Origin of the sequence: Kitasatospora sp. NPDC059599 (genome assembly GCF_042735125.1) — a bacterium.
Lineage (GTDB): Bacteria > Actinomycetota > Actinomycetes > Streptomycetales > Streptomycetaceae > Kitasatospora.
The window spans coordinates 1-22,377 of the sequence record NZ_JBHWCL010000084.1 but is presented as its reverse complement, the minus strand read 5'-3'; the positions used below and the strand labels follow the sequence as shown (position 1 = coordinate 22,377).

Annotated in this window: 20 protein-coding genes; 11 read left to right on the top strand and 9 right to left on the bottom strand. The window is 71.2% G+C overall.

The window, feature by feature from the left end:
• Positions 1-48 precede the first annotated feature (48 nt).
• The 7 genes from ACFV04_RS26385 to ACFV04_RS26355 all read right to left on the bottom strand — a co-directional run bounded on the left by ACFV04_RS26385 (position 49) and on the right by ACFV04_RS26355 (position 7,062).
• Positions 49-822, bottom strand: coding sequence for a succinate dehydrogenase iron-sulfur subunit (locus tag ACFV04_RS26385; protein WP_360254795.1), 774 nt, complete (start codon positions 820-822; stop codon positions 49-51).
• Entirely contained in the window at positions 822-2,564 is a 1,743-nt protein-coding gene (gene sdhA, locus ACFV04_RS26380; protein WP_360254797.1) for a succinate dehydrogenase flavoprotein subunit, read from the bottom strand. The genes ACFV04_RS26385 and sdhA overlap by 1 nt, the downstream gene beginning before the upstream one ends.
• 51 nt (positions 2,565-2,615) lie before the next feature.
• Positions 2,616-3,107 carry a succinate dehydrogenase, hydrophobic membrane anchor protein gene (gene sdhD / locus ACFV04_RS26375; RefSeq protein ID WP_360254798.1) on the bottom strand — a complete coding sequence of 164 codons (492 nt, stop codon included), beginning with the start codon at positions 3,105-3,107 and terminating at the stop codon, positions 2,616-2,618.
• 8 nt (positions 3,108-3,115) lie between these two features.
• Positions 3,116-3,496, bottom strand: coding sequence for a succinate dehydrogenase, cytochrome b556 subunit (gene sdhC / locus ACFV04_RS26370; protein WP_074003919.1), 381 nt, complete (start codon positions 3,494-3,496; stop codon positions 3,116-3,118).
• Positions 3,497-3,793: 297 nt separating this feature from the next.
• A complete protein-coding gene (locus ACFV04_RS26365) occupies positions 3,794-4,279 on the bottom strand; it encodes a 2-oxo-4-hydroxy-4-carboxy-5-ureidoimidazoline decarboxylase (RefSeq protein ID WP_350519987.1) in 486 nt (161 codons plus the stop codon).
• 324 nt (positions 4,280-4,603) lie between these two features.
• The gene (locus ACFV04_RS26360) at positions 4,604-6,256 is read right to left on the bottom strand and encodes an alpha/beta hydrolase (protein ID WP_380532865.1); all 1,653 of its coding nucleotides are present in this window, start codon (positions 6,254-6,256) and stop codon (positions 4,604-4,606) included.
• Between the two features lie 65 nt (positions 6,257-6,321).
• Positions 6,322-7,062: an SDR family oxidoreductase gene (locus ACFV04_RS26355; protein ID WP_380348659.1), complete on the bottom strand. Its 741-nt coding sequence runs from the start codon at positions 7,060-7,062 to the stop codon at positions 6,322-6,324.
• A gap of 120 nt (positions 7,063-7,182) precedes the next feature.
• Here ACFV04_RS26355 and ACFV04_RS26350 point away from each other — a divergent pair, with 120 nt between their 5' ends.
• The 8 genes from ACFV04_RS26350 to ACFV04_RS26315 all read left to right on the top strand — a co-directional run bounded on the left by ACFV04_RS26350 (position 7,183) and on the right by ACFV04_RS26315 (position 17,688).
• Complete coding sequence (locus ACFV04_RS26350) at positions 7,183-8,808, top strand: methylmalonyl-CoA mutase (protein ID WP_380348657.1); 1,626 nt, start codon at positions 7,183-7,185, stop codon at positions 8,806-8,808.
• Positions 8,809-9,020: 212 nt separating this feature from the next.
• Positions 9,021-10,274: an amidohydrolase gene (locus tag ACFV04_RS26345; RefSeq protein WP_380348656.1), complete on the top strand. Its 1,254-nt coding sequence runs from the start codon at positions 9,021-9,023 to the stop codon at positions 10,272-10,274.
• Between the two features lie 257 nt (positions 10,275-10,531).
• Complete coding sequence (locus ACFV04_RS26340) at positions 10,532-11,593, top strand: BMP family protein (protein WP_380348654.1); 1,062 nt, start codon at positions 10,532-10,534, stop codon at positions 11,591-11,593.
• A 50-nt stretch (positions 11,594-11,643) separates the two neighbouring features.
• Positions 11,644-13,464 (top strand): ABC transporter ATP-binding protein, encoded by a 1,821-nt coding sequence (locus ACFV04_RS26335; protein ID WP_380348652.1) that lies wholly within the window; start codon positions 11,644-11,646, stop codon positions 13,462-13,464.
• A 4-nt stretch (positions 13,465-13,468) separates the two neighbouring features.
• Positions 13,469-14,623, top strand: coding sequence for an ABC transporter permease (locus tag ACFV04_RS26330; RefSeq protein ID WP_380348651.1), 1,155 nt, complete (start codon positions 13,469-13,471; stop codon positions 14,621-14,623).
• Positions 14,620-15,885, top strand: a complete 1,266-nt coding sequence (locus ACFV04_RS26325) for an ABC transporter permease (RefSeq protein ID WP_380348649.1) — start codon at positions 14,620-14,622, stop codon at positions 15,883-15,885. The genes ACFV04_RS26330 and ACFV04_RS26325 overlap by 4 nt, the downstream gene beginning before the upstream one ends.
• Positions 15,882-16,274 carry a cytidine deaminase gene (locus ACFV04_RS26320; protein ID WP_380348647.1) on the top strand — a complete coding sequence of 131 codons (393 nt, stop codon included), beginning with the start codon at positions 15,882-15,884 and terminating at the stop codon, positions 16,272-16,274. Before ACFV04_RS26325 ends, ACFV04_RS26320 begins: the two co-directional genes overlap by 4 nt.
• A gap of 136 nt (positions 16,275-16,410) precedes the next feature.
• A complete protein-coding gene (locus ACFV04_RS26315; protein ID WP_380348646.1) occupies positions 16,411-17,688 on the top strand; it encodes a thymidine phosphorylase in 1,278 nt (425 codons plus the stop codon).
• Between the two features lie 167 nt (positions 17,689-17,855).
• Here ACFV04_RS26315 and ACFV04_RS26310 read toward each other — a convergent pair whose 3' ends face one another.
• Positions 17,856-18,041: a hypothetical protein gene (locus ACFV04_RS26310; RefSeq protein WP_380348645.1), complete on the bottom strand. Its 186-nt coding sequence runs from the start codon at positions 18,039-18,041 to the stop codon at positions 17,856-17,858.
• Between the two features lie 36 nt (positions 18,042-18,077).
• Entirely contained in the window at positions 18,078-19,400 is a 1,323-nt protein-coding gene (locus ACFV04_RS26305) for an MFS transporter (RefSeq protein ID WP_380532858.1), read from the bottom strand.
• Positions 19,401-19,492: 92 nt separating this feature from the next.
• Between ACFV04_RS26305 and ACFV04_RS26300 the strand changes: the two genes are divergently transcribed.
• From ACFV04_RS26300 to ACFV04_RS26290, 3 genes are all read left to right on the top strand, one after another.
• On the top strand, positions 19,493-20,461 hold the full coding sequence (locus tag ACFV04_RS26300; RefSeq protein ID WP_380532855.1) for a LysR family transcriptional regulator: 969 nt from the start codon (positions 19,493-19,495) through the stop codon (positions 20,459-20,461).
• A 131-nt stretch (positions 20,462-20,592) separates the two neighbouring features.
• Positions 20,593-21,750, top strand: coding sequence for an adenosine deaminase (locus ACFV04_RS26295; RefSeq protein ID WP_360254825.1), 1,158 nt, complete (start codon positions 20,593-20,595; stop codon positions 21,748-21,750).
• 225 nt (positions 21,751-21,975) lie between these two features.
• Positions 21,976-22,347, top strand: a complete 372-nt coding sequence (locus ACFV04_RS26290) for an ATP-binding protein (RefSeq protein WP_360254827.1) — start codon at positions 21,976-21,978, stop codon at positions 22,345-22,347.
• Positions 22,348-22,377 lie beyond the last annotated feature (30 nt).

Genomic DNA, 22,377 nt, shown 5'->3' with positions numbered 1-22,377 from the left:
CGTCCGATCCGGGGATCGGGCGGGGCCTGCGCCGCTGTCAGGCGGGGATCAGAAGCGGCGGGTGACGAGCGCCCGCTTCACTTCCTGGATCGCCTTGGTGACCTCGATGCCACGCGGGCAGGCCTCGGAGCAGTTGAAGGTGGTGCGGCAACGCCACACGCCCTCACGGTCGTTGAGGATCTCCAGGCGCTGCTCGGCACCCTCGTCGCGCGAGTCGAAGATGAAGCGGTGCGCGTTGACGATGGCGGCCGGGCCGAAGTACTGGCCGTCGTTCCAGAACACCGGGCAGGACGACGTGCACGCGGCGCACAGGATGCACTTGGTGGTGTCGTCGAAGCGCTCGCGGTCCTCGGCGGACTGCAGGCGCTCGCGGGTCGGCTCGTTCCCCTTGGTGATGAGGAACGGCATGACGTCCTTGTACGCCTGGAAGAACGGGTCCATGTCCACGACCAGGTCCTTGAGGACCGTGAGGCCCTTGATGGCCTCGATCGTGATCGGCTTCTCCGGGTTGACGTCCTTGATCAGGGTCTTGCACGCCAGCCGGTTGCGGCCGTTGATCCGCATGGCGTCGGAGCCGCAGATGCCGTGGGCGCAGGAACGGCGGTAGGTGAGGGTGCCGTCCTGCTCCCACTTGATCTTGTTGAGCGCGTCGAGGATGCGCTCCTTGGGGTCCATCGTCAGCTGGTAGTCGACCCACACCGGGTCCGGGTGCTCCTCCGGGTTGAACCGGCGGATCCGGAAGGTGACGGTGATCGGCTGGACGGCGCCGGCTTCGACCGCGTCCAGAGCGGCCGAGTGCGTCTCCACGGTCGGAGTGCTCATCAGTACTTACGCTCCATCGGCTGGTAGCGGGTCGTGACGACCGGCTTGTAGTCGAGGCGGATGGAGGTGCTGCCGTCGGCGGCGACCTCCTGGTACGCCATGGTGTGCTGCATGAACTTCACGTCGTCACGGGTCGGGAAGTCCTCGCGGTAGTGGCCGCCGCGGGACTCCTCGCGGGCCAGCGCGGAGACGGCCAGCACCTCGGCCAGGTCGAGCAGGTTGCCCAGCTCGACGGCCTCCAGCAGGTCCGTGTTGTAGCGGAAGCCCTTGTCCTGGATGGAGACGTTCTTGTAGCGCTCCTTCAGCGCGGCGATGTCCTCGACCGCCTGCTTCAGGGTGGCGCCGGTGCGGTACACCATGGCGTTGGTGTCCATGCTCTCCTGCAGCTCCTTGCGGATCTGCCCCACGGACTCGGTGCCGGTGCCCTCGCGCAGGCCGTCGACCAGGGCCTGGACCTTCTCGGCCGGGTTCTCGGGCAGCTCGACGAACTCGTGCGAGGTGGCGTAGTCGGCGGCGGCGATGCCCGCGCGACGGCCGAACACGTTGATGTCGAGCAGCGAGTTGGTGCCGAGGCGGTTGGCGCCGTGCACGGACACGCAGGCGACCTCGCCGGCCGCGTACAGGCCCGGGACGATGTCGGTGTTGTTGCGCAGGACCTCACCCTCGACGTTGGTCGGGATGCCGCCCATGGCGTAGTGCGCGGTGGGCTGGATCGGGATCGGGTCCGTGTAGGGCTCGATGCCGAGGTAGGTGCGCGCGAACTCGGTGATGTCCGGGAGCTTGGCGTCCAGCTGCTCCGGCGGCAGGTGGGTCAGGTCGAGGTAGACGTGGTCGCCGTCGGGGCCGCAGCCGCGGCCTTCGCGGATCTCGGTGTAGATCGCGCGGGAGCACACGTCACGGGACGCGAGGTCCTTCATGACCGGGGCGTAGCGCTCCATGAAGCGCTCGCCGTCCTTGTTGCGGAGGATGCCGCCCTCGCCGCGGGCGCCCTCGGTGAGCAGGATGCCCATGCGCCAGATGCCCGTCGGGTGGAACTGGAAGAACTCCATGTCCTCCAGCGGCAGGCCGCGGCGGTACACCAGGGCCTGGCCGTCACCGGTGAGGGTGTGGGCGTTGGAGGAGACCTTGAAGAACTTGCCGGTGCCGCCGGAGGCGAAGACGACCGACTTGGCCTGGAAGACGTGGATCTCGCCGGTGGCCAGCTCGTAGGCGACGACGCCGGCCGTCTGGCCGTCGTTGATCAGCAGGTCGAGGACGTAGAACTCGTTGAAGAACTCGACGCCGTGCTTGACGCAGTTCTGGAACAGCGTCTGCAGGATCATGTGGCCGGTGCGGTCGGCCGCGTAGCACGAGCGGCGGACCGGGGCCTCGCCGTGGTTGCGGGAGTGGCCGCCGAAGCGGCGCTGGTCGATCCGGCCCTGCTCGGTGCGGGAGAAGGGGAGGCCCATCTTCTCCAGGTCGAGGACGGCGTCGATGGCCTCCTTGCACATGATCTCGGCGGCGTCCTGGTCGACCAGGTAGTCACCACCCTTGACCGTGTCGAAGGTGTGCCACTCCCAGTTGTCCTCCTCGACGTTGGCGAGGGCGGCGCACATGCCGCCCTGCGCAGCGCCGGTGTGGGACCGGGTCGGGTAGAGCTTGGTCAGGACGGCGGTGCGGCTGCGCTGCGTGGACTCGATGGCCGCACGCATGCCGGCGCCGCCGGCGCCGACGATGACGGTGTCGTACTGGTGAATCTGCATGGGGGGTTAACTCGCCTCTGGCCTCTGCCGATGGTCGATGGTGCTCGCGGCTCAGATGTTGGGGTCGAAGGTGAAGATCACCAGGGTGCCGAGCAGCACGGTGAAGACCGTGGCGGTACCCATGAGTCCCTTGAGCCAGAGCCGGGTCGAGTCCTTCTCGGCGTAGTCGTTGATGACCTGACGCATGCCGTTGGCGCCGTGCAGCATGGCGAGCCAGAGCATCAGCAGGTCCCAGCCCTGCCAGAACGGCGAGGCCCAACGGCCGGCCACGAAGGCGAAGCCGATCTTGGAGACGCCACCGTCGAGCAGCAGCATGATGATCAGGTGGCCGAGGATCAGCACGACCAGGACGACCCCGGACAGGCGCATGAAGAGCCAGGCCAGCATCTCGAAGTTGGTGCGGGTGCGGCGCGGGGTCTTCTTGGTCCGCTGACGCGGCGGCTCGATGACGAACGCGTCGGCCGGGTTGCCGGTGCCGAGGCCCTTGCCGGTGTGCGCCTGCTTGGAGGGCACCACGATGGCGTCGGAGTATTCCGTGGACATGTCTCAGCTCACTTCCCGAACCAGGAGATCAGCGTGTGCTGCAGGATCCCGTAGAAGGAGCCGGCCATCAGCACGACCCAGACGCCGACCACGGACCAGAGCATCTGCTTCTGGTACTTCGGGCCCTTGGACCAGAAGTCCACCGCGACAACGCGCAGGCCGTTCAGGGCGTGGAACAGGATGGCGGCCACCAGGCCGTACTCCATCAGGTTCACAAGGGGAGTCTTGTACGTCTGGATGACGGTGTCGTAGGACTCCGGCGACACTCGCACGAGAGCGGTGTCCAGGACGTGGGCGAACAGGAAGAAGAAGATGAGGACGCCGGTGACTCGATGAGCCACCCAGCTCCACATGCCTTCCCGGCCGCGGTACAGCGTTCCAGCCGGCACGGAAAAACCCTCCGGAAGCGATTGGGGGCTCGGCCGGCTTCGGTGTCGGTCAGCCCGGCCAGGTACGGTCCACCGGCCGCGAGCATCCTATCGACGCCTTCTCCCGTGCCGCCTCCGGGGGCCCCAGGTGTGATCAATCAGGCACTTCTGGCCTAGTGCGGCGGGAACCGGGGCGCAATTCGACACCCGGGGTGACCGCGCGGTCGCGCCCCGCACCCGAGGGGTGCGGGGCGCGGGGTCCGGATTCATCCGTACGGGTGGATCGCCCGCACGGATGAGGGGCACGCGGGGGCCGGTTCAGCGCGCTCCGGCCTCCGAATGGGTGGCGACCAGGTGCTCCAGGCGGGTGAGGGCGATCCGGCGGAGTTCGTCCGCCGCGATCAGCCGCTCCTCGTCCGGGTCGTTGGCCAGGCGGGTGCGGATGGAGGAGAGCACGGTGTCGAGCATCTCCTCCGGGGCGACGCGCTCCAGGCAGACCACGAAGACGTGGCCGAACCGGGCCTCGTACGCGGCGTGCGCCGCCCGCAGGGCGGTGTGCGCGGCCTGGCTGCCGGGGGCGCGCATGCCGAGCAGCGGCTGCGGCATCCAGCTCTCGTCGGCCAGGGCCTCGGCGAGGTCGGCCGGGCGGAGGTCGTAGGAGGCCTCGCTGGCGGCGGCCAGCAGGGACTCTATGTCGGGGTAGGGCCGGTGCGCGGTGAGCCGCAGGGCCCAGCGGTGGCTGCCGCAGCAGGCCAGCAGGGCCTCCTCGGCGGCGCCGGCGTCGGCCTCGTTGAAGCGGTGCAACCCGAGGAGGGTCGGCTCTGTTCTGACGTCGAGCCGCTGTGACGGGATGTCGCTGGCCAGCGGGTCCTCCTCGTGAGGGCGGGAAGGTGCCGGTGAAGGTGGGGTGGTGGGGCAGGTGAAGTATGGGGCTGCGGAGCGGCGCTCGGTGCCGGTCGGGCAGTGTCTCCAAGGTAGTTGAGCCGTCATCAGTTGGGGAGGGCGCACGCCGAATTCATCCGGACGAGCTATCAAGTTGTGACGTTGACACCTTCGTGTCATCGCCCTCGTCATGTCCCCCTGCCGTCCGTCGGGCGCCGCCCGCCGCCGCCCGACGGCGTGGTCGCCTCAGGTGCAGCGGGTGCCCGGGGCCGGCATGGTGCCCTCGGTCAGGTAGGCCTCCAGGGCCCGGTCGATGCAGGTGTTGCCCTTGCCGAAGGCGCCGTGGCCCTCACCGACCCGGGTGAGCAGGGTGGCACTGGCGAAGCCCTTGGCCAGGGACTCGGCCGAGGCGTACGGGGTGGCCGGGTCGCCGGTGGAGCCGACCACCAGGATCGGGGCGCTGCCCTCGGCCCGGACGGTGTGCGGCTTCTCCTGCGTCTTGAACGGCCAGTAGGCGCAGCCGGGCTCGCTGTAGTCGTCCACCGTGACGCCCTTGGACAGCAGCGGCGCCTCGGCGAGCAGCCGGTCCACGGCGGCCCTGGCGTGTTCGGGCGTGGGCGCGGGTCGGGCGGCGTCGGCGCAGCTGATCGCGCCGTTGGACTCCTCCATCGGGCTGTAGTGGCCGTTCTCGTCGCGGCCGTTGTACTCGTCGGCGAAGGCGAGCAGGAGGTCGCCGCGCTTCATCGTCATCGCCATGCCGAGCCCGGCCCGCAGGTACTTCCAGGAGGTCTTCTCGTCGCCGTAGAGCATCTGGATGGTGCCGGTCCAGGCCAGGTCGCGGCCGAGCTTGCGGCCGTCCTTGGTGCCGAGCGGGCTGTCGTGCAGGCCGTCCAGGAAGTCGGCGGCCTTCTTGGCGGCCGCGTCCTTGTCCTTGCCGAGCGGGCAGTCCTCGGGGTGGTTCCCGACGCAGTCGGCGGCGAAGCGCTCGAAGGACTTCTCGAAGCCGACCTGCTGGTCGACGCCGTGGTCCAGGGTGTCCTGGGCGGGGTCGACGGCCCCGTCGAGGACGAGCCGGCCGGTGTTGCGCGGGAACTCCTCGGCGTAGAGCGCGCCGAGGTAGGTGCCGTAGGAGATGCCCAGGTAGTTGAGCTTCTCGTCGCCGACGACGGCGCGCAGCACGTCCAGGTCGCGGGCGGTGTTGCGGGTGCCGACGAAGGGCAGCAGCCTGCCGGACTTGGCCTGGCAGGCGGCGGCGTGGTCGGTGGACTGCTTGATGTGCGCGGCCTTGCGCTCGGCCGGGTCCAGCGGGTCGTCCTGCTGCTCGGCGGCGTCGTGCTGCTTGTCGTCGTAGCAGACGACCGGGGCGCTGTCGCCGGTGCCGCGGGGGTCGAAGCCGACCACGTCGAAGCGGTTGTGCAGGGTTCCGGTGAAGTCCTTGGCGCCGTACTTGACCATCTCGACGCCGGAGCCGCCCGGGCCGCCCGGGTTGACCATCAGCGAGCCGATCCGCTGGTCCGGCTTGGCGGCCGGGTACTTGATCAGGGCGAGGTCGATCGCATCGGCGGCGGGGTGGGCGTAGTCGAGCGGGACGTGCAGCCGACCGCACTTCATGCCGCTGATGTCGATCCTGGCCTTCTCGGCCTGGGGGTCGGCCGGGCAGTCCGCCCAGGTGATCTGCTGGCCGTAGAAGGGCTTGAGGGCCGGGTCGGCCTGGCCGACGGGTGCGGAGGTGCCGGCCGTCGCGGCCGGGGTGGCCGCGGGGTTCGCGGGTGCGGAGGTGCCGGCGGCCCGGTCCCCGGCAGGCTTGGCGGTGTCGTCGCAGGCCGTGGTGAGGAGGAGGGTGCCCGCCGCCACGGCGGTCAGCAGGAATCGTGGGCGGGCGGCCCGGAAGGTTCTCATCGCACGTGTGTACCACTGGGTGGTGACGTGTTCGATCTTGGCCCCCGGGCCGCCCGCGCCGGGGCTCAGCCCCGGTGGACCTTGTGGTTGGCGGCCTGCGCCCGGGGGCGGACCACCAGCAGGTCGATGTTCACGTGCGGGGGCCTGGTGACCGCCCAGGCCACGGTGTCCGCGACGTCCTCCGAGGTCAGCGGCTCGGCCACGCCCGCGTACACGGCGGCGGCCTTCTCCTCGTCGCCGCGGAAGCGGGTGATCGCGAAGCCCTCGGACTTCACCATCCCGGGCGCGATCTCGATCACCCGGATCGGCTCCCCGCACAGCTCCAGCCGCAGCGTGGCCGCGATGGTGTGCGCGGCGTGCTTGGCGGCGACGTACCCGCCGCCGCCCTCGTACGCGGTCAGGGCGGCGGTCGAGGAGAGCACCAGGACCGTGCCGTCGCCGGTGGCCCGCAGAGCGGGCAGCAGCGCCTGCGTCATGTGCAGCACGCCGAGCACGTTCACCTCGTACATGGCGCGCCAGTCGGCCGGGTCGCCGTGCTCGACGGTCTCGGCGCCGATCGCGCCGCCGGCGTTGTTCACCAGGACGTCCACCCGGCCGACCTCGGCCGCGAAGGCGTCCACGGCGGCCCGGTCGGTGACGTCCAGCGGGTACGCCCGGCCGCCGACCTCCTTGGCCAGCGCCTCGATCCGGTCGGCGCGGCGGGCGGTCAGCACCACGTCGTAGCCCTCGGCGGAAAGCCGGCGGGCGGTCGCCGCGCCGATTCCGCTGCTGGCACCGGTGACCACGGCCACCTTCTGCTCGGTCATTGCCACTCCCTGGGGGCTCATCGGTCGTTCACCCGATCATCTCAACCGCGTCGGAGCCCCGGCGGACCGGTCGCGTCCTACATTGCGAGGACCAGTGCCGGCCGACCTCCGGAGGGACCCATGCCAGCCGATCCGCGCCGCGCAGAGCCGGGCTGCCCCCCGGAACGGGCCCGGCTCTCCGAGTCGGGCCTCCCGATCGAGCCGCTGTACGGCCCCGGGGCGCTGGCCGGCTGGGACCCGGCGACCCGCCTGGGCCGGCCGGGCGAGTACCCCTACACCCGGGGGGTGTACCCGACCATGTACACCGGGCGGCCCTGGACGATGCGCCAGTACGCGGGCTTCGGCACCGCCGCCGAGTCCAACGCCCGCTACCGGCAGCTGATCGCCGGCGGCGGCACCGGCCTGTCGGTCGCCTTCGACCTGCCCACCCAGATGGGCTACGACTCGGACGCCCCGCTCGCGGCCGGGGAGGTCGGCAAGGTGGGCGTGGCGGTGGACAGCGTCGAGGACATGGCGGTGCTCCTCGACGGCATCCCGCTCGGCGAGGTGTCCACCTCGATGACCATCAACGCGCCCGCCGCCCTGCTCCTGCTCCTCTACCAACTGGTCGGGGAGGCCCAGGGCGTGGCGTCGACGGCGCTCACCGGCACGGTCCAGAACGACGTCCTGAAGGAGTACATCGCCCGCGGCACCTACATCTTCCCGCCGCAGCCCTCGCTGCGGCTGGTCGCCGACCTGTTCCGGTACTGCCGGGCCGAGGTCCCGCGCTGGAACACCATCTCCATCTCCGGCTACCACATGGCCGAGGCCGGGGCCGGTCCCGCGCAGGAGATCGCCTTCACCCTGGCCAACGGCATCGCCTACGTCCGCACCGCGATCGCCGCCGGGATGGCCGTGGACGACTTCGCACCCCGGCTCTCGTTCTTCTTCGTGGCCCGGACGACCCTTCTGGAGGAAGTCGCCAAGTTCCGTGCCGCGCGCAGGATTTGGGCCAGAATCATGCGTGACGACTTCGGTGCGCGGGATCCGCGCTCGCAGATGCTGCGCTTCCACACCCAGACCGCGGGGGTGCAGCTCACGGCCCAGCAGCCCGAGGTCAACCTGGCCCGGGTCACGGTGCAGGCGCTCGCCGCGGTGTTCGGCGGCACCCAGTCGCTGCACACGAACGGCTACGACGAGGCGATCGCGCTGCCCACCGAGAAGGCGGCCCGGCTCGCCCTGCGCACCCAGCAGGTGCTCGCCCACGAGACCGACCTGACCGCCACCGTCGACCCGTTCGCCGGGTCGTACGCCGTCGAGTCGCTCACCGACGACGTGGAGGCCGCCGCGTCGGCGCTGATGGCCCGGATCGAGGACCGGGGTGGCGCGGTGGCCGCGATCGAACAGGGCTTCCAGAAGGGCGAGATCGAGCGCACCGCCTACCGCCTCCAGCAGGAGACCGACTCCGGCGAGCGGACCGTGGTCGGCGTCAACCGCTTCCGGTCGGACACGGAGGAGCCCTACCAGCCGCTGCGGGTGGACCCGGCCCTCGAACGGCAGCAGACCGGGCGGCTGGCCCGGCTGCGGTCCGAGCGCTCGTCCGGCGCCGTCACCCGGGCGCTGGACGGGTTGCGCCGCACTGCCGCGGGTCCGGGGAACGTGCTGTACCCGATGAAGGAGGCGCTGGCCGCCCGGGCCACGGTGGGCGAGGTGTGCGACGCGCTCAGGGAGGTGTGGGGGACGTACGCTCCGGTGGAGCGCTTCTGAGCACCGGCTGAACGGCCGTCAACATCCCAGTGCCGTCGGCGAAGTGACGACCGTGACCGCCGGCGCGGGGGATCGTTGCACAGGGCAAGCAACCCGGGGAAGGCGGCTGAAACGAGATGTCATACCCACCTGTCCGGCCGGTATGCGCCCATCCGGGGACTAATTTTCCGAAAGTCGGGCCAAATCCCCCCAACAGGCCTACGATTGGGGAGATGAACCGTCCTGAGCCCGCTCAGCCGGGCGCCACTCTCGCGGCCGCACGCCCCTCCGTCGAACTGCGCGACCGGGTCGAGGCGCTGGAGCCCGAGCTGATCGCCTTCCGCCGTGACCTGCACCGGCATCCGGAGCTGGGCCGCCAGGAGTTCCGCACCACCGGGTTGCTGCGCGACCGGCTGGTGGCGGCCGGCCTCGAACCCCGGGTGCTGCCCGGCGGCACCGGACTGCTCGTCGACATCGTCCCGGCCGGCACCGCCCCGGGCGCCGAGTTCCTGGCCTTCCGCGCCGACATCGACGCGCTGCCGATCGACGACGCCAAGACCGACGTGCCGTACCGCTCGACCGTCCCCGGCCGGGCCCACGCCTGCGGTCACGACGTGCACACCTCGGTGGTGCTCGGCACCGGTCTGGTGCTGGCCGAGGCCGCCCGCACCGGCGAGCTGCGCCGTCCGGTCCGGCTGGTCTTCCAGCCGGCCGAGGAGGTCATGCCGGGCGGTGCGCTGGACGTGATCAAGGCCGGCGGGATGGACGGCGTCGGCCGGATCTTCGCGGTGCACTGCGACCCGAAGGTGGAGGTCGGCCGGATCGCCCTGCGCACCGGGGCGATCACCTCGGCCTGCGACCGCCTGGTGCTGCACCTGGACGGCCCCGGGGGGCACACCGCCCGTCCGCACCTGACCACCGACCTGGTGACCGCGGTGGCCAGGATGGCCGCCGACCTGCCCGGCGCGCTGGCCCGCCGGATGGACCCGCGCTGGGGCGTCAGCCTGGTCTGGGGGCGGATCGCCGCCGGCTCCGCGCCCAACGTCATCCCGCAGCACGCCGAGCTGGAGGGCACCGTCCGCTGCCTGGAGCTGGACGGCTGGCGCGAGGCGCCGGACCTGCTGCACGAGCTGATCGCCAAGCTCGCCGAGACCTACCGGGCCAAGTGGACGCTGGACTACCACCGCGGGGTGCCGCCGGTGGTCAACGAGGCGGTCTCGGTCACGCTGCTGGACGAGGTCATGAACGCCCGGTTCGGCCGGGACGGCCGGCAGGTGGTGGAGGGCACCGAGCAGAGCCTCGGCGGCGAGGACTTCTCCTGGTACCTGGAGCACGCCCCGGGCGCGCTGGCCCGGCTGGGCGTCCGCGCTCCCGGTGACACCGCCGTCCGCGACCTGCACCAGGGGCGGTTCGACGTGGACGAGCGGGCGATCGGCATCGGTGCCGAGCTCTTCGCGGCGCTGGCCCTGGGGGCGGACGGCGACTGAGGGCGCAGCCCGCGGGCCGGGTGGCCGGCCGTGGGCTGATCGTCGGGATCCGGGGTTCGGGTGGCGGTTCCGTAAACTGGGCCGAACCAACCTCGTACCACCGTCCGTGTGGGGGGAAAGAGCCTCGGGACGGGTGTCAGACCACGGTTTGATAACAACCCGAATGCTCTGGCACCCCGTAACACAACCGTGTTCTACGCGCGTTACGGTGGCGTCCGACCACGCCAAACGGTTGCGTGTCAGAAGGAGAAACTCCCTTGCGCCGTTCAATGAAGCTCGCCGCGGTTGTGCTCTCGGGTTCCCTGGGCATGGCCTCGCTCGCCGCTTGCGGCGCAAAGAGCACCGACAGCACCTCCTCCTCCGCCTCGGGCGACGGTTCGCTCAAGGTCGGCATGGCCTACGACATCGGTGGCCGCGGCGACCAGTCGTTCAACGACTCCGCCGCGCGCGGTCTCGACAAGGCCAAGGCCGAGCTGGGCGCCTCCGTGACCGAGGCCGAGGCCAAGTCCGGCGAGGCCGAGGCCGACAAGGAGACCCGCCTCAAGAACCTGGTCGACGCCGGCTACAAGACCATCATCGCGGTCGGCTTCGTGTACCAGCCGGCGGTCAACAAGATCGCCAAGGACAACCCGAACGTCAAGTTCGCGATCATCGACTCGAACGACAAGGACCAGCCGTCCAACGTCACCTCGCTGCTCTTCGCCGAGCAGGAGGGTTCGTACCTGGCCGGTGTCGCCGCTGCGAACAAGTCGAAGGCCAAGCACGTCGGCTTCATCGGCGGTGTGCAGTCCGAGCTGATCAAGAAGTTCGAGGCCGGTTACAAGGCGGGTGTGAAGTCCGTCGACCCGAACATCGTCGTCGAGACCACCTACCTGACCACCCCGCCGGACTTCACCGGCTTCAACTCGCCCGACAAGGGCAAGGAAGCCGCGCAGGGCCAGCTCGACAAGGGCGCGGACATCATCTACACCGCCGCCGGCTCCTCCGGCAACGGTGCCATCGAGGCCGTCGCCAACAAGCAGGGCGCCCTGGCCATCGGTGTCGACTCCGACCAGGCCAGCCAGCCGGCCCTGGCGAAGTACAAGAACAGCATCATGACCTCGATGGTCAAGAACGTCGACAACGCGGTCTTCGCGTACATCGACTCGGTCAAGAAGGGCAACGCCTTCACCGGCGTCAAGCTCTTCGACCTGAAGGCCGACGGCGTCTCGCTCGCCACCACCGGTGGCAAGATCGACGACATCCAGCCGCAGCTGAAGGCCGCCGCCGACGCCATCAAGAGCGGCGCCACCACCATCCCGACCGCGCCGACCCAGTAAGGTCCGCGCGTCCCGGACGTGACAACGCCTGCCGCCTGCCCGGCAGAGCGATGATCGACACAGGCACGGGAGGGGCCCGGAAGGGTGCGCTCAACGCGCACCCCCGGGCCCCGTCCCGTCCCCACGTTTCCCCACCTTGGCCCTCCCAGCGCAACGACGCGCCTCCAGACCACCAGGAGATCGCCATCACCGCATCCGATCCCGTCCCCCTGCGCAAGGACGGCACCCCCAGCGCGGGGACGGCGACAACGGCCGTCGAGCTGCGCGGCATCACCAAGCGCTTCCCCGGTGTCGTGGCCAACCACGACATCAACCTCACCGTCCGCACGGGCACCGTGCACGCCCTGATGGGTGAGAACGGCGCCGGCAAGTCGACGCTGATGAAGATCCTCTACGGCATGCAGAAGCCGGACGAGGGCACCATCGCGATCAACGGCGAGCTGTGCGAGTTCAGCACCCCCGGCGACGCCATCTCCCGCGGCATCGGCATGGTGCACCAGCACTTCATGCTCGCCGACTACCTCACGGTGCTGGAGAACGTCGTCCTCGGCGGCGAGCACATCCACGGCATCGGCGCCAAGGCGAAGGCGAAGATCAAGGAGATCTCCGACCAGTACGGCCTGGGCGTGCGCCCGGACGCCCTGGTCGAGGACCTCGGCGTCGCCGAGCGCCAGCGCGTCGAGATCCTCAAGGTGCTGTACCGCGGCGCCAAGATCCTGATCCTCGACGAGCCCACGGCCGTGCTGGTCCCGCAGGAGGTCGACGCACTGTTCGACAACCTGCGCGAGCTCAAGTCCGAGGGCGTCACCGTCATCTTCATCTCGCACAAGCTGCACGAGGTGCTGGCGGTCGCGGACGCGATCAGCGTCATCCGGCGCGGCACCACGGTCGGCGACGCCGACCCGAAGGCGGTCACCGCCCGCCAGCTCGCCGAGATGATGGTCGGCGCCGAGCTGCCCTCCCCGGAGAGCCGCGAGTCCACGGTCACCACGACCGAGATGCTCGACGTCAAGGACCTGCGGATCGCCAAGACCGACGCCGAGGGCATCGAGCGCGTCGTCCTGGACGACATCTCGCTGCGCATCCACAAGGGTGAGATCCTCGGCATCGCCGGCGTCGAGGGCAACGGCCAGGCCGAACTGGTCGAGGCCATCATGGGCATGCTGCCGCTGGACGGCGGCTCCGTGACCCTGGACGGCAACGACCTCTCCGGCACCCTGACCCGGGCCCGCCGCGAGGCCGGCATCGGCTACATCCCCGAGGACCGCCACAAGCACGGCCTGCTGCTGGAGGCCCCGCTCTGGGAGAACCGCATCCTCGGCCACGTCACCGAGGTGCCCAACTCCAAGGGCGTCCTGCTCGACCCGGCCGGTGCCCGGACGGACACCCAGCGGATCGTCGAGGAGTACGACGTCCGCACCCCCGGCATCGAGGTCACCGCGGCCTCGCTCTCCGGCGGCAACCAGCAGAAGCTGATCATCGGCCGCGAGATGAGCCACCAGCCCAAGCTGCTGATCGCCGCGCACCCCACCCGCGGTGTCGACGTCGGCGCGCAGGCCCAGATCTGGGAGCACATCCGGGTCGCCCAGCGGGCCGGCCTGGCCGTCCTGCTGATCTCCGCCGACCTGGACGAGCTGATCGGGCTCTCCGACACCATCCGGGTCATCTACCGCGGCCGCCTGGTCGCGGACGCCGACCCGGCCACCGTGACCGCCGAGGACCTGGGCACCGCGATGACCGGTGCCGCCCGCGGTCACCTCGAGTCCGAGCCGGACGCGCTCGCCGAGGCCCAGGCGCTCGCCGCCGAGGGCACCGAGGCCGAGCACACCGGCCCGTCCGACACCGCCGACGACCCGCAGGCGGGGGAGTAACCACATGACCAGTCCCAACCCCGCCGCCAAGCGCAGCCTGGCGGAGCGGATCAGCGGTGAGCGGATCGTGCTCGCACTGGCGGCGCCGGTGCTCGCGGTCGTGCTCTCCGTCGCGATCTGCTCCGTCCTGCTGGCGACCTCGGGCAAGAACCCGTTCGACGCGTGGAACGTGATGATCACGTACGCCACCAAGTCGGACGGCCAGGTGGCCATCCTGAACCGCTCCACCACGTACTACCTGGCCGCCGCGGCCGCCGCGTTCGGGTTCCGGATGAACCTGTTCAACATCGGCGTCGAGGGCCAGTACAAGGTCGCGGCGCTGTTCGCGGCGTACATCGGCACCCAGGTCGACCTGCCCGCGATCATCCAGATCCCGCTGCTGCTGGTCACCGCCATGCTGGTGGGCGGTCTGTACGCGAGCATCGCCGGTCTGCTGAAGGTCTTCCGCGGCGTCAGCGAGGTCATCTCGACCATCATGCTGAACGCCATCGCGCTCGCGATCGTCGGTCTGCTGCTGGCCCCGGGCATCTTCGCGCCGAAGGTGAGCGGCACCAGCAACTCGATCCAGACCGATCCGATCTCGCAGTCCAGCCACTTCTTCTCGATCGAGACGGCCGGCGGCCCGCTCTGGGGCTTCCTCTTCGTCGCCGTCGCGGTCGGCGTGCTGTTCCAGTTCACCCTGACCCGCACCCGCTTCGGCTTCGACCTGCGCGCCACCGGCCGCTCGGAGTCCGCGGCGACCGCCTCCGGTGTGAACGTCAAGAAGATGGTGATCATCTCGATGGCGGTCTCCGGCGGCATCGCCGGTCTGATCGGCATGCCGGAGCTGCTGCAGAACTCGTTCTACTACGGGCAGACCTTCCAGCAGAACCTGGGCTTCCTCGGGATCTCGATCGCCCTGCTGGGCCGGAACAGCCCGATCGGCATGGCCTTCGCGGCCCTGCTGTTCGCCTTCCTGGACGCCACCGGTGCCCAGCTGCCGCTCCAGGGCGGCTTCCCGTCCGAGATCGTCTCGGTCATGCAGGGCACCATCGTCATCTGCGTCGTCGTCGCGTACGAGCTGGTGCGCCGCTACGGCCTGACCCGCCAGCAGAAGAAGGTCGGCGAGCAGCTCGCCGCCCAGCTCGCGGCCGCTGAGAAGAAGGAGGTGTCCGCGTGAGCACCGCTACCGCCGCTCGCCCGAAGGCGCCGGGCGCACCTGCGAAGAAGCGCAAGCTGTCCTGGCCGGTGGTCCTGCTCCTGATCGCGGGCGCCCTGGTCCTGTTCTCCGCCGTGGGCATGGCCACCGGCAACCACTCGCTGACCTCCTCCGGTCAGGTCACCGCCGCGCTCAGCGCCGCCGTGCCGATCGGCATGGCCGGTCTCGGCGGTCTCTGGTCCGAGCGGGCCGGTGTGGTCAACATCGGCCTCGAAGGCATGATGGTCGCCGGCACCTTCTGCGGTGCCTGGGCCGGTTACCTGGTCAACCCGTGGGTCGGCCTGCTGGCCGGCATGGCCGGCGGCGCGCTCGGCGGTCTGCTGCACGCGGTCATCACCGTCACCTTCGGCGTCGACCACATCGTCTCCGGCGTCGGCATCAACCTGCTGATCCCCGGTATCTGCGCGTACGTCAACCGGATCTACTACAAGGACTACATCTCGGCCGGTGCCGGGGCGAACCAGTCCCCGCCGGCGGATCCGCTGCCGTACATCACCGTCCCCGGGCTGTCCTCCTGGCTGAAGGGCATCGAGAACCACCACTGGTTCTTCGTCTCGGACCTCGCCGGCGTGCTCGGCGGCCTGGTCACCAACATCTCGGTGGTCGTGGTCCTGGCGGCCGTGCTGATCGTGGTCACCTACTTCGCGCTCTGGCGCACGGTGTTCGGCCTGCGGCTGCGCTCCTGCGGTGAGAACCCGACCGCCGCCGAGTCGCTGGGCGTCAACGTCTACAAGTACAAGTACCTCGCGGTCACCGCCTCCGGCGCCTTCGCGGGCCTCGGCGGTGCGTACCTCTCGCTGGTCGCCGCGCACTTCTACAAGGACGGCCAGACCCTCGGCCGCGGCTTCATCGGCCTCGCGGCGATGATCTTCGGCAACTGGATGCCCGGCGGTCTCGCCATGGGCGCCGGCCTGTTCGGCTTCACCGACAGCCTCCAGCTGCGCGACCCGGGCTCGGTGCACGTGCTGCTCCTCGTGATCTCCATCGCGATGGCGCTGCTCGCCCTCTGGCAGCTGTACCGCCGCAAGTTCACCGGTGCGGTGATCTCGCTGGTGGTGGCCGGCGGCATGGGCGCCTGGTACGCGCTGACCGACGAGGTCCAGCGTCCGCTGATCGTGGCCACGCCGTACCTGATCACCCTGGTGGTGCTCTCGCTGGCCTCGCAGCGGCTGCGGATGCCGAAGGCGGACGGCCAGATCTACCGCAAGGGCCAGGGCAAGTGACCGCCCCCGCGGTCGACTGGGAGCGGCTGCGCGAGGCCGCGCGCGAGGCGATGGGCCACGCGTACGCCCCGTACAGCAAGTTCCCGGTCGGTGCGGCCGCGCTGGTGGACGACGGACGGGTGGTCACCGGCTGCAACGTCGAGAACGCCTCGTACGGGCTCGGGCTGTGCGCCGAGTGCGGGCTGGTGTCCGCGCTGCACGCCACCGGTGGCGGGCGGCTGACCGCGTTCACCTGTGTGGACGGCACCGGTGAGCTGCTGATGCCGTGCGGGCGCTGCCGCCAGTTGCTGTACGAGCACGGCGGGCCCGACCTGCTGATCGAGCTCGCCTCGGGCGTCAAGCCGATGAGCGAGCTCCTGCCCGACGCGTTCGGGCCGGAGCGGCTCTAGCTTCGCTGTTTGTTACGCGCGTAGAGTGTCGCGAGTGGGCCGGAACCCGGTCATCTCGCGGCACTCTTCGCTTTTCCCGCTTTTAGACCCCACGCCTTCAGACCCCACGCCTTTAGCAACTGCACTGGGAGCACGCATGGACGCCATCTCCGTCATCAGGACCAAGCGCGACCGCGGAGAGCTGAGCGACGCTCAGATCGACTGGGTCATCGACGCCTACACCCGCGGCGAGGTCGCCGACGAGCAGATGTCGGCGCTGGCCATGGCGATCCTGCTGAACGGCATGCAGTCGCGCGAGATCAGCCGCTGGACCGACGCCATGATCCGCTCCGGCGTCCGGATGGACTTCTCCTCGCTGCCGCTGCCCACCAGCGACAAGCACTCCACCGGTGGCGTCGGTGACAAGATCACCCTCCCGCTCGCCCCGCTGGTCGCCGCCTGCGGTGCCGCCGTCCCGCAGCTCTCCGGCCGCGGCCTCGGCCACACCGGCGGCACCCTGGACAAGCTGGAGTCCATCCCCGGCTGGCGCGCCCTGCTCTCCAACGAGGAGATGATGGACGTGCTGCGCGACGCCGGCGCGGTCATCTGCGCCGCCGGCGACGGCCTCGCGCCCGCCGACAAGAAGCTGTACGCGCTGCGCGACGTCACCGGCACCGTCGAGGCGATCCCGCTGATCGCCTCCTCCATCATGTCCAAGAAGATCGCCGAGGGCACCGGCGCGCTGGTCCTCGACGTCAAGGTCGGCTCCGGCGCGTTCATGAAGAACATCGAGAACGCCCGCGAACTCGCCCGCACCATGGTCGGCCTGGGCACCACCGCCGGCGTCAACACCGTCGCCCTGCTCACCGACATGTCCACCCCGCTCGGCCTCACCGCGGGCAACGCGCTGGAGGTCCGCGAGTCCGTCGAGGTCCTCGCCGGCGGCGGCCCGGCCGACGTCGTCGAGCTGACCCTCGCCCTCGCCCGCGAGATGCTCGCCGCGGCCGGCGTGCACGGCAAGGACCCGGCGGACGCGCTGCGCGACGGCTCCGCGATGGACCACTGGCGCCGCATGATCGCCGCCCAGGGCGGCGACGTGGACGCCCCGCTCCCGGTCGCCCGCGAGCAGCACGTCATCCCCGCGCCCGCCTCCGGCGTGCTCACCGAGCTCGACGCCTACGCCGTCGGTGTCTGCGCCTGGCGCCTGGGCGCCGGCCGCGCCCGCAAGGAGGACCCGGTCCAGGCCGGCGCCGGCGTCGAGATGCACGCCAAGCCGGGTGACACCGTCGTGGCCGGCCAGCCCCTGCTGACCCTCCACACCGACACCCCCGAGCGCTACGACTACGCCATCGAGGCCCTGGCCGGCGGCATCACCGTCGCCCCGGCCGGCACGGAGTTCACCCCGAACCCGATCGTGCTGGACCGCATCGCCTGAGGGGCCTGAGGTCTGCTCACGTACGCCGGATCAGGTGTACGTGAGCAGACCGCTGGTGTCGATCGTCCAGGGACCGACGGCGATCTTGTCACCGAAGACGAACTTCTCGCGGGACTCGTAGCCGGGCTCCGAGTGCACGATGCCGGTGCCCGTACGTGGGTCGACGATCAGGTAGTACGGAATGCGTCGAGCTGCCGGGCCAGGCGGATGACCGCGAGCTCATGGCGTTTCACCGGCGAGATCGTCATGACGATCTCGCCGTCGGCGATCTCGACCTTCCCTGTCCCCGGCACCTGCGGCAGCTGTTCCGCGATCTCGCGCAGCCGGGCGTACACGGCAGGATCGATGCTCATGGTCCGGATGGCATCGACGGGACCCGACACGTGATGTCAGATTCCGGTGACCGTCCGTTGCGCTGCGATGTGGGCCCGGTGGGTGGCGTAGAGGGTGACGCCGGCGGCGAGGGCCATGGCGGTGAGGCCGACGGCGGCGGCGCCGGGCCAGCCGGTGACGTGGTAGGCGTCGGCGCCGAGGGTGCCGCCGAGGCTGTTCCCGAGGTAGTAGGCGATCAGGTAGAGGGCGGAGGCCTGGGCGCGGCCCTCGGTGGCGGTGCGGCCGACCGCGGAGGACGCGGTGGCGTGCCCGGCGAAGAAGCCGGCGGTGATCAGGACCAGACCGAGCAGGGCGCAGGTCAGGGACTCGGCGAGGGAGAGCAGCAGGCCGGCCGCGGTGACGCCGACGGAGACGTAGAGGGCGCCGCGGCGGCCGAGGCGCCCGGAGAGCCGGCCGGCCGCGGCGGAGGTGCCGGTGCCGACCAGGTAAACCACGAAGATCGAGGCGGCGATTGACTCCGGCAGGTGGAACGGCGCGCCGATCAGCCGGTAGCCGACGGTGTTGTAGACCGCGCCGAACACGGCCATGAAGAGCATCCCGAGCGCGTACAGCCGCACCAGCAGCGGGTTGCGCAGGTGCCGTCCGACGGTCCTGACGAGGGCTCGGGCGTCCACCGGGGTGGGGGTGAAGTGCCGGGCGGCGGGGATCAGCAGCCGGAACACCAGGGTGGCGAGCAGGGCGAGGGCGGCGGAGGCGGCCAGGCCCCAGCGCCAGCCGAGGGCGGCGGCGGTCCAGCCGGACAGCAGCCGGCCGCCCATGCCGCCGATGCTGTTGCCGGCCACGTACAGGCCCATCGCGGAGGCCAGGGCGCTCGGGTGGACCTCCTCGGCGAGGTAGGCCATGGCGGTGGCCGGGAGCCCGGCGAGGGCAGCGCCCTGGACGACCCGCAGCACCACGAGGGTGGTGAGGTCCGGCGCGAAGGGCAGGGCGAGGGCGAGGGCGGAGGCGGCGAGGGTGGAGGCCGTCATCACCGCGGTGCGGCCGTACCGGTCGGAGAGGGCGCTCGCGGGGAGCAGGCCGAGGGCGAGTCCGAGGGTGGCGGCGGAGGCCGTCCAGCTGGCCTGGCCCGGGGTGAGGTCGAGGTCGGCCGAGAGGACCGGCAGCAGGCCCTGGGTGGAGTAGAGCAGGACGAAGGTCGCGACCCCGGCGGCGAACAGGGCGAGGTTGGCGCGGCGGAAGGCGCGCTGGCCGGGGCGGTGGCGGTCGTCCGCGGTGTGGACACCGGCGGCGGGGACGTCGACGGTGGGTGCGGCGGTGGATGCGGTGGCGGTGGGGGCGTCCGGGGCGGGCGCGGACGCCCTGGTACTTGAGGGCTGCATGCCGTCGACCGTAGGCCCGGCGTCGCTGATGCGTCCAATGCATGAAGCAGGGATGATCGATGCACTGACGCATGAGTCGAGGTGGTGGCGGGATGACCGGTCCGGAGCCGGCGGACGGCGGCGAGCAGCGGTACCGGGCGGCCGAGTTGGGGCCGGACGAGCCGGCCGTCCTGCTGGCGCCCAGGCTGGCGCAGTTCGCGGCGGTGGCCCGGCTGGAGCACGTGACGCAGGCGGCCGCACTGCTGGGGGTGCCGCAGCCGACGCTGTCGCGCGCGGTGGCCCGGCTGGAGGAGGAGCTGGGGGTGGACCTGCTGGCCCGTCAGGGCCGCACCGTCCGGCTGACCAGGGCGGGCCGGCTGTTGCTGGGGTCGGTGGAGCGGGCGCTGGCCGAGGTCGAGCGCGGTGCGCAGGCGGCCCGGGCGGAGGCGGACCCGGAGGCGGGGCTGGTGGCGTTCGGCTTCCTGCACACGATGGGGCCGGACGCGGTGCCGGCGCTGCTGCGCGGCTTCCGCGCGGCGCACCCGCGGGTGCGGTTCCAGCTGGTGCAGGACTACGGCGCGGCGATGCTGGAGCGGCTGCGGGCCGGTGAGCTGGACCTCTGCCTGGTGGCGCCGCTGCCGGACGACCCGGCGTTCGCCGGCCGCCCGTTGGACGAGCAGCGCCTGCACCTGGTCGTCCCGGCGGACCACCGGCTGGCCGGGCGGCGGCGGATCCGGCTGGCGGAGGTCGCCGACGAGCCGTTCGTCGGGCTGGAGCAGGGGTACGGGCTGCGCGCGATCACGGACGGCTTCTGTGCGGAGGCGGGGTTCGTGCCCCGGCTGGCGTTCGAGGGGGAGGAGGCGGAGACGCTGCGCGGGCTGGTGGCGGCCGGGCTGGGGGTGGCGCTGCTGCCGCCCGCGCTGGTGCCGCGGCCCGGAGTGGTGGAGCTGGAGGTGACGGCGCCGCGCACCCGGCGTGCGGTCGGGCTGGCCTGGGCGGCGGGGCGGCCGCTGACGCCGCCGGCGGAGGCGTTCCGGGACTTCGTGCTGTCGCGGCGCGGACGGCTGCTCCAGCACGACTGACGCGGCCGTTGCGGGAGGTTGGGCGATTTGGCGGATCGTATGGACCGGTCGGTGGAATTCCGGGTGGAGTTTGGACCATCCGGTGGTGTGCCCGGTGGTGGGTCTACGCGCGTAGGGGCTATATTTCCGCAATGGAAAAGCAGATCCCCGTCACCACCGCGGGCACCGGCCCGCGCATCCCCACCGCCGAGCAGATCCGCCGCGCGCCGAAGGTCCTGCTGCACGACCACCTGGACGGCGGGCTGCGTCCGGAGACCGTCGTCGAGCTGGCCGCCGCCGTCGGCTACCAGGGACTCCCGACCACCGACGTCAAGGAACTCGGCGAGTGGTTCCGTGAGGCCGCCGACTCCGGCTCGCTGGTCCGCTACCTGGAGACCTTCGCGCACACCTGCGCCGTCATGCAGACCCGCGACGCCCTGATCAAGGTCGCCGCCGACTGCGCCGAGGACCTGGCCGCCGACGGCGTCGTCTACGCCGAGGTCCGGTACGCCCCCGAGCAGCACCTGGAGGGCGGCCTGACCCTGGACGAGGTCGTCGAGGCCGTCCAGGAGGGCTTCCGCCTCGGCGAGGCCAACGCCCGCGCGGCCGGCCACCGGATCCGCATCGGCACCCTGATCACCGCGATGCGGCACGCCGCCCGCTCGCAGGAGATCGCGGAGCTGGCCAACCGCCACCGCGACCAGGGCGTCGTCGGCTTCGACATCGCGGGCGCCGAGGCCGGCTACCCCCCCACCCGCCACCAGGCCGCCTTCGACTACCTCAAGGGCGAGAACAACCACTTCACCATCCACGCGGGCGAGGCCTTCGGCCTGCCGTCGATCTGGGAGGCCCTGCAGTGCTGCGGCGCCGACCGCCTCGGCCACGGCGTGCGGATCGTCGACGACATCACGGTGAACGAGGACGGCAGCGTCGAGCTCGGCCGGCTGGCGGCGTACGTGCGCGACAAGCGCATCCCGCTGGAGATGTGCCCGACCTCCAACCTCCAGACCGCGGCGGCCACCTCGTACGCCGAGCACCCGATCGGCCTGCTCAGCCGGCTGAAGTTCCGGGTCACCGTGAACACCGACAACCGCCTGATGAGCGGCACCAGCATGAGCCGGGAGTTCGGCCACCTGGTGGAGGCCTTCGGCTACACGCTGGGCGACATGGAGTGGTTCACCGTGAACGCGATGAAGTCCGCGTTCCTGCCGTTCGACGAGCGACTGGCGATGATCAACGACGTGATCAAGCCGGGCTACGCCGAACTGAAGGCGGAGTGGCTGTTCAGCGCGGGCACCGGCGGCAACTGAGCCGTACCGGGTCGCCCGACCCCGGTCGACGGATGAACGCCGCTTTCCCGCAGGAAAGTTGGCGTTCATCCGACTACTCACTCCGGTGAGTGAACGCCCTTTGGTTCTCGCGCGACCGGCTCACTACGGTGTGCCAGTCATTGCCGACCAGGCACGGTGGCGGTCGCCCGTCCGCCGAAGCCGTACGCGTCGTCGGCCACCGACGAGGACCCAAGGGGACGAACCATGAAGCAGGCTCTCAAGGCCGCCGGCACCGCGGCGCTCGGCATCGCCATCGCGGCGATCGGCGCCGGCACCGCCTCCGCCGACGCCGCCCCGGCGCCCGGCGGCCTCGGGCTGCCCACCGGCGCGGTGACGAACCCCGCGGTGACCGGTGCGGTCACCGACACCGCCGCCAAGCTGCCCGGTGCCGACAAGGTCACCGGCACGCTGGGCACCCTCGCCCCGAGCGTCGGCCACGCCGCTCCGGCCGCCGAGGCCCCGCTCGCCGGCGTCACCCAGCAGCGCGCCGCCGTCCCGTCCGTGCCGGGTCTCGACAAGACCCCCATCGGCGGGCTGACCGGCGCCCTGCCCGGCCTGCCGGGCCTCGGCGGCTGACCGCACGGTCGGCACGGCGAAGGGCCGCCC